This is a genomic window from Paenibacillus sp. NRS-1782 (assembly GCF_050467685.1).
GTDB classification, from domain to species: domain Bacteria; phylum Bacillota; class Bacilli; order Paenibacillales; family Paenibacillaceae; genus Paenibacillus; species Paenibacillus terrae_A.
The window spans coordinates 1-8,340 of sequence record NZ_JBITPH010000083.1 but is presented as its reverse complement, the minus strand read 5'-3'; the positions used below and the strand labels follow the sequence as shown (position 1 = coordinate 8,340).

1 protein-coding gene is annotated in these 8,340 nt (G+C 50.2%); it reads left to right on the top strand.

Annotated elements, in window-relative coordinates; genetic code table 11:
- A partial coding sequence (locus tag ACIFQM_RS24065) for an amino acid adenylation domain-containing protein (RefSeq protein ID WP_430066299.1) occupies positions 1–8,340 on the top strand: 8,340 nt, incomplete at both ends.

Below are 8,340 nucleotides of genomic sequence, written 5' to 3'. Positions count from 1 at the left end.
GCCGAATCACCGGGTATATATCGTAAATGCATATGGACATCTGGCACCCGTGGGCGTAGCTGGGGAACTGTGTGTGTCGGGGGCAGGTCTGGCGCGTGGGTATCTGTATCGTCCCGATTTAACAAATGAAGTCTTTGTACCAAATCCGTTTGCTTCTGGAGAAGCGGGGTACGAAAAGATGTATCGGACAGGGGACTTGGCAAGATGGTTACCGGACGGAAATATTGAGCATTTGGGCAGGATCGACCACCAGGTGAAGATTCGGGGCTATCGGATTGAGTTGGGTGAAGTTGAGGCGCACATGTTGAAGGTAGAAGCCGTACAAGAAGTGATCGTGCTGGCTCATGGGAACGAGCAAGGGCAAAACCAACTGGTGGCGTACTATGTGGCAGAACGTGAAGTGAGTGCAAGTGAGCTGCGCAGCTTACTGGGCGAAGGACTTCCAAACTACATGGTGCCTTCATTCTTCGTACAGCTGGAGCACATGCCACTGACACCGAATGGTAAAATTGACCGCAAAGTGCTGTCAGTACCGGAAGATAGTCTGCAAAGCGGAGCGGATTATATAGAGCCACGTACAGCACTGGAGCAGACGTTGGTTTCGGTATGGCAGGCCGTATTGGGCACGAAGAGAGTCGGGATTCTGGAGAATTTCTTTGATCTGGGCGGCGACTCGATCAAAGCGATCCAAGTATCCTCCCGATTGCTGCAAGCTGGCTACAAGCTGGAAATGAAGGATCTGTTCCAATATCCTTCCGTGTCGCTGCTGAGTGGTCACGTACACAAGGCCAGCCGTACAGCCGATCAGCAGACAGTATCCGGGGCGGTCACACTGACCCCGATTCAGCAATGGTTCTTTGGACAACAATCAGAAGAACCGCATTATTTTAATCAATCGGTGATGCTGTATAGATCACAAGGCTTTGATGGAGCTGCATTGCGTCAAACGGTGGCCAAAATTGCCGAGCATCACGATGCGTTGCGCACAGTCTTCCGTCAGACCGAACAGGGATATGAAGCGTGGAACCGTGGCTTGAACGAAGGTGAGCTGTATAGTCTGGACATTGTCGATTTGACGAATGTAGCAGACCCCGAAGATGTGGCGACGGCGATGGAAGCGAAAGCAAATGCCATCCAAAGTTCGATCCGTCTGGACGAAGGACCACTGTTGAAGCTGGGACTATTTCATTGTGCGGACGGGGATCATCTGCTAATGGCAGTTCACCATTTGGTGGTGGATGGCATCTCATGGCGGATTGTGTTCGAAGATTTTGCAGCTGGGTATGGGCAGGTCGTTCGAGGTGATGAGATTCGTTTGCCACTCAAAACGGACTCTTTCTTGAACTGGGCAGAGCGTTTGTCCGAATACGCCAACAGTCCTGCCTTCGAATCCGAGCGGGAATACTGGATGAATTTTGCCCAAACGGAATCAGTACCATTGCCTAAAGATCATGAGATTACTGAAGGAGAACATTCTCTGATAAGAGACAGCGAGATGGTGACGGCAGTTTGGAGCGAGCAGGAAACACGACTGTTGCTTCAAGAGGCGCATCGCGCATACAACACAGAAGTGAACGATTTGCTGCTGACTGCACTTGGGACGGCATTATATAACTGGAGCGGTCAGGAGCGTGTGCTGGTAAATCTGGAGGGGCATGGACGGGAATCTATTCTATCGGATATCGACATTACACGCACAGTAGGCTGGTTTACGAGCCAATATCCAGTGCTGCTTGATGTGGGTAGCAACGTGGACATAGGGCAGCGAATCAAGCGAGTGAAGGAAGACTTGCGTCATGTGCCGTATAAGGGCATTGGCTACGGCATTTTGAAATACTTGTCTCAGGATGTGAACCTAGAAGCTTTGACGTTCCAGCCAGATATCAGCTTCAACTATTTGGGACAATTTGATCAGGATCTGGACAATAGCGATATCGTGTTTTCTTCGCATAAGGGTGGGGAGCCAATAAGTGACAGCACCCTTTTGGAACAGCCACTTAATGTAAATGGGGTAATAACGGCAGGCGTATTGACGCTGGAAATTCGCTATAACAGCAAGGTGTATCACAAGAAGAATGTGGAAAAATTTGCAGGCTTGCTTCAGGAAAGCCTGCAGGAGGTCATTGTTCATTGCGCTTTCAAAGAACAGAGTGAGCTGACGCCAAGTGATGTGCTATTCAAAGGCTTGACGCTGGAGCAGTTGGAACAACTGACCGTGCAAACGGCCCCTGTAGGAGAACTGGAAAATGCTTATGCGCTCTCGCCCATGCAAAAGGGAATGCTTTTCCATAGTTTGATGGAGCCGAAGTCGGGCGCGTACTTTCAGCAGGCCTCGTTTGATTTACAGGGTAGCTTTGACGTGAGTGCTTTTCGTAAGAGTTTAGATGTGCTAACACAACGGCATGAGACGTTGCGGACAAACTTTCATGTCTTGCAAGATCAGGAGCCATTGCAGATGGTAATTCGTCACAAAGACAGTGAGCTTGCCTTCGAGGATCTGCGCGAAATGAAGAAAGCGGAGCGGAAGACCTATATCCAGAATCTCAAAATGCAAGATCAAGTCCGAGGCTTTGAACTGGATACCGATACGTTAATGCGTATAAAGGTTTTGCAGACAGGAGAAGAAACGTATCACTTGGTCTGGAGTTTCCACCATATTGTGATGGATGGCTGGTGTTTGTCGCTGGTCACAGGCGAGGTGTTCGGTACGTACTTTACGCTGCTAGAGCAAAAGCAGCCACAGCTTACGATGGTCACATCTTATCGAGAATATATCAAATGGCTTGAGCGTCAGGATGAACGTGCGGCAAGAGACTACTGGAGTAGCTATCTGGCAGGCTTTGAGCAGCAGACCTTGTTACCTGGAAAAGATACTTCCCGGAAGGATCAGACTGAAGACAACGAAGAGTATCCAGCATCTATAGCAACCAAGTCATCTGAGTATATTTCTGAACAACTAACGTTTGAGCTAGACAGCACATGGAGTGAAGCCATGAACCGGATTGCAAAGCAGCAGCAGGTCACAATCAATACGCTGATGCAGAGCATGTGGGGCCTTATTTTACAGAAGTACAACAATAATGAGGATGTAATTTTTGGCAGTGTCGTATCTGGCCGTCCGTCCGATATACCTGGTGTAGAAAGCATCATCGGCTTGTTCATCAATACGATTCCGGTCCGGATTCAAAGCGAACGGAATGCCACTTTTGCAGAAATCATGCGGAAAACGCAGGAGCAGGCGCTGGCTTCGGGGACATTTGACAGCTTCCCGTTGTATGAAATTCAGGCGTTGACTGAGCAGAAGCAGAACCTGATCAATCACATTATGGTGTTTGAAAACTATCCGGTGGAGCAGCAGGTCGAGCAGATTGGAGAGGTGCAACCGTCAGCTTTTGAGATTACGAATGTTGAGGTTGTGGAACAGACAAATTATGATCTGGACTTGATGGTGATACCGGGTGAAGTCTTCCAAATCATATTCCGATATAACGCCAATGTGTATGATCTGGCTACCGTGGAGCGTATGCAAGGACATGTATTGCATGTGCTTGAGCAAATCGTGAACAATCCGCATATTCGCGTGAATGAGCTGGAATTGGTGACACCAGAAGAACAAGCACAAATCCTTGAGGTTTGGGGAAATACAGCAGTAGCTTATCCACAGAATCAGACGCTGAGTGCGTGGTTCGAAGAACAGTCGGCGCTAACTCCGGATCAGGTGGCAGTACTGTTCGGATCAGAGGCGTTGACCTACCGCGAGCTGAACGAGCGGGCTAATCGTTTGGCGCGGACGCTGCGTGCGGAAGGAGTTGGACCGGATCAGCCGGTGGGCATTCTGGTACAACGTTCGCTGGAGATGATTGTAGGGATCTACGCGATTCTCAAAGCAGGCGGCGCATATGTGCCAATTGACCCGGATTATCCTGCGGACCGTATCCGTTTCATGCTGGAGGATTCAGGAGCGAAGCTGGTATTGACGAAATCGCGTCTGGCAGAGCAGGCAAGTCTGAGCTTTGACGGCATGGTGCTGGTACTGGATCGCGAAGATATTTACCATGAAGATGGCTCGAATCTGGAACCGTTGGCGGGGCCACAGAATGTAGCCTACGTGATCTACACCTCCGGCTCGACTGGAAAACCGAAGGGCGTTATGGTTGAGCACCATTCCGTGCTGAACCGGATTTTGTGGATGCATGATCGTTACGGCTTGAGTGCGGAGGATACGATCCTGCAAAAGACTGCCTTCACATTCGACGTATCCGTGTGGGAGCTGTTCTGGTGGTCGATGGTCGGCTCGAAGGTGAGCCTGCTGTCGGTTGGCGGGGAAAAGAATCCGGAGGACATCGTCGACACGATTGCCCGCGATGGCGTAAGTACGATGCACTTTGTGCCAGCGATGCTGCATGCGTTCCTGGAGTATGTGGAGCAGCAGCCGCAGGAAGTGATACAAGCGAAGCTGGGAACGCTGCGCCATGTGTTTGCCAGTGGGGAAGCGTTGCCGCCACAGCATGTGGCACGGTTCCAACAACTCGTGTCAGGAATCGCTGGAGCGAAGTTAATCAACCTGTATGGCCCAACCGAAGCGACGGTGGACGTATCGTACTTTGATTGCGAGCCGACGGAGGAATATGCGGTTATTCCGATCGGAAAACCGATTCAGAACATCCGTCTGTACATCGTGAAGGAAGGCACGGAGCAATTGCAGCCGATTGGGGTTGCAGGGGAGCTGTGCATCGGCGGTGTAGGCGTAGCACGAGGCTATCTGAACCGTCCGGAGCTGACAGCGGAGAAATTCGTTGCTGATCCGTTTACCGGAGGCGAAGCAGGCTATGAGCGGATGTACCGCACAGGCGATTTGGCGAGATGGATGCCGGATGGCAACATCGAGTACTTGGGCCGGATCGACCATCAGGTGAAAATCCGGGGGTACCGGATCGAGCTGGGCGAGGTCGAATCACAGTTGCTGAAGGTGGAGTCGGTACGAGAAGCGGTCGTCATGGCCCGTGCAGATGAAACAGGCCAAAAACAAATGGTGGCGTACTACGTCGCCGGGCAAGAGCTCGGAGCCAGCGAGCTGAGAAGTGAGCTGGGCCGGGAGCTGCCAAGCTATATGGTGCCATCGTACTTTGTACAGCTGGAGCAGATGCCACTGAGTCCGAACGGCAAAATCGACCGAAAAGCATTACCAGCACCAGAAGGCAGTCTGCAAAGAGGAGTTGATTATGCAGAGCCTCGAACAGCGCCCGAACGGGCGTTGGTGGCGGTTTGGCAGTCGGTGCTGGGCGTGAAAATCGTTGGTTTATTGGATAATTTCTTTGACCTGGGTGGAGATTCGATCAAGGCGATCCAAATTTCGTCCCGTGTATTCCAGAAAGGCTACAAACTGGACATGAAGGATTTGTTCCAGTATCCAACGATAGCTGCACTGGCACCGCATATTCGTGAGATCAGTCGAATCGCGGATCAGGGAGAAGTGAGCGGAGAGACGGTATTACTCCCGATCCAGCACTGGTTCTTTTCGCAGGAACGCGGGCGTCCGCAGCACTTTAATCAGGATGTAATGCTCTATAGCGCTGCAGGCTTTGACGAGACGGCAGTTCGCCGGGTCATGGATCATATCGTGAAGCATCATGATGCGTTGCGTACGGTTTTCCACAAGACCACATCCGGTTATGCAGCTTGGACACGCAGTGTAGAGGAAGGCGCATTGTATACGCTGGAAACCGCAGATTTCCTTGAACTAACGACGTATACTGAGAAGCTTGAAGCGAAGGCGACTGAAATTCAAAGCAGCATCAACCTGGGCGAAGGACCTCTGGTGAAGCTTGGTTTGTTTCATTGTGCTGATGGCGACCATTTGTTGATAGCCGTTCACCATTTAGTGATAGATGGAGTATCATGGCGGATTCTGTTTGAGGATTTTTCCACAGGCTACAAGCAAGCAAGCAAGAACCAGCCTGTACAATTCCCACTCAAAACAGATTCCTTTCAATCCTGGGCTTGCGAGCTGTCAGCTTATGCTAACAGCTCAGCAGCCGAGTCTGACGCAACATACTGGCAGCAACTCGAACTGACCAAAGCGTCCGCTGCCTCACTACCCAAGGATTTTGCCTATGACGGATCCTTGAACACGGACAGCGAAGTGCTAACCGTAGAATGGACGGAAGGTGAAACACAGCAGCTCTTGAAACAAGCGCATCACGCCTATAACACAGAGGTCAATGATCTGCTCCTGACCGCGCTAGGTTTGGCAATTCATAACTGGACGGGGACAAATCATGTGCTGGTGAACCTAGAAGGTCATGGCCGGGAAGCGATCCTTTCCAATGTAGACATCACACGTACGGTTGGCTGGTTTACCAGCTTGTATCCGGTACTGCTGGAAACGGGCTCAGGACTGACGCTGGCACAGCGAATCAAAGAAACGAAGGAAAGCTTGCGCCAGATTCCGCATAAAGGGTTGACGTACGGCACTTGGCGCTATTTGTCCGAAGCGTCTGCCGAGGAACATGGACGTACAATTTTAGCAGAACCGGAAATCGGCTTTAACTATTTGGGTCAGGTGGACCAGGATTTACAAAACAGCGGCATCACATTGTCGTCGTATGGAGCAGGCGAGACGGATGATCCCCAATCGAGATTGCCATATACGCTGAATTTGAACGCGATGATCTCAGAGGGTACATTGCGACTGACGATCGCTTACAGCCGCAAGCAGTATCGTAAGGAAACGCTAGAACGCGTGGTAGGATTGCTGCAATCCGCTTTACAAGAAGTGATTGTGCATTGCGCCGCTCAAGAGCAGCCGGAGCTGACACCGAGTGATGTGTCCTTTAAGGGCCTGACGATCGGGGAATTAGAGCAAATGGCGGAGCAAGCCTCATCGGTAGGTGAATTGGAAAATGTGTACGTGTTAACACCCATGCAGAAAGGTATGTTGTTCTACAACCTGATGGATTCGCAATCCGAGATGTATTTTGAACAGGCATCCTTCGATCTGAAAGGACACTTTAATATTGCTGCGTTTGCCGCGAGTCTGGATATGCTGGTGCAACGACATACTGTTTTACGGACGAATTTCTACAGCGGCTGGAAGGATGAACCTCTTCAAGTTGTGTACCGGAATAAGCGCAGTGAGCTATATTGGGAAGATTTGCATGAGGTGCAGGAAGAGAAGCGGAATGATTATATCCTCGAATTTATGCGCAAAGACAAGCAACGAGGTTTTGATTTGGGACAGGATGCTTTGATGCGTATAGCTATTTTGCGTACGGGTGAGGATTCGTATCGTTTTGTATGGAGCTTCCACCATATTGTGATGGACGGTTGGTGCTTGTCGCTAGTGACCAATGAAGTGTTTGCGAGCTACTTTGCAATTCTTGCCCATAAACAGCCGAAGCTGGCACCTGTAACGCCGTATAGTCAATATATTGAATGGCTGGAGCAGCAGGATCGGCATGCAGCTTTAAATTACTGGAGCACATACCTGGCCGGATATGAAGAGCAGGCTCATTTACCTCAAGCTAATATGAAGAGCAAAACAGGTCATCATGCGGAGCGGCATGGTTTTGATCTGGGGGTAGACTTGACGACCCAAATTCAGAGGATTGCTCAGCATTATCAGGTGACGATCAATACGTTGATACAGACGGTGTGGGGCATTTTACTTCAAAAATATAACGGTACGGATGATGTTGTGTTTGGCAGTGTCGTCTCTGGACGCCCGGCAGATATTCCGAATGTAGAGCATATGATCGGTCTGTTCATTAATACGGTGCCTGTACGCATCAGCAGCCGCGAGGAAAGTCTATTCTCAGAAGTGATGAAGCAAATTCAGGAGCAATCTATGGCTTCCCATGCCTACGACACGTACCCGCTGTATGAAATTCAGGGCTTGTCAGAACTCAAGCAAGATTTGATTAACCATATAATGATTTTTGAAAATTATCCAGTGGAGGAAGGAATTGAACAGCTGGGTGATGGTAAGCAAGCCGGCTTCACTGTTACGGGAGCTGAGTCGGTCGAGCAAACGAACTATGATTTCAATTTGATCGTTATGCCAGGGAATACAATCCAGATGAGATTTGGCTACAATGCACAGGTCTTTGAACACGAAGGTATAGAGCAAATTCAAGGACACCTGATGCAGCTGCTGAAGGAAGTGGTGGCGAACCCAGATATTCCTGTACGTGAGCTGGATGTATTGACTAAGCAAGAACGCGAGCAAATTCTTCGTGTGTGGGGAGATACGGAAGCGGACTGTCCGAGCGAGCAGACGATTCATGGCTTGTTCGAGGCGCAAGCGGCGCAGACACCGGGGCAGGCAGCATTGTTCTTCGA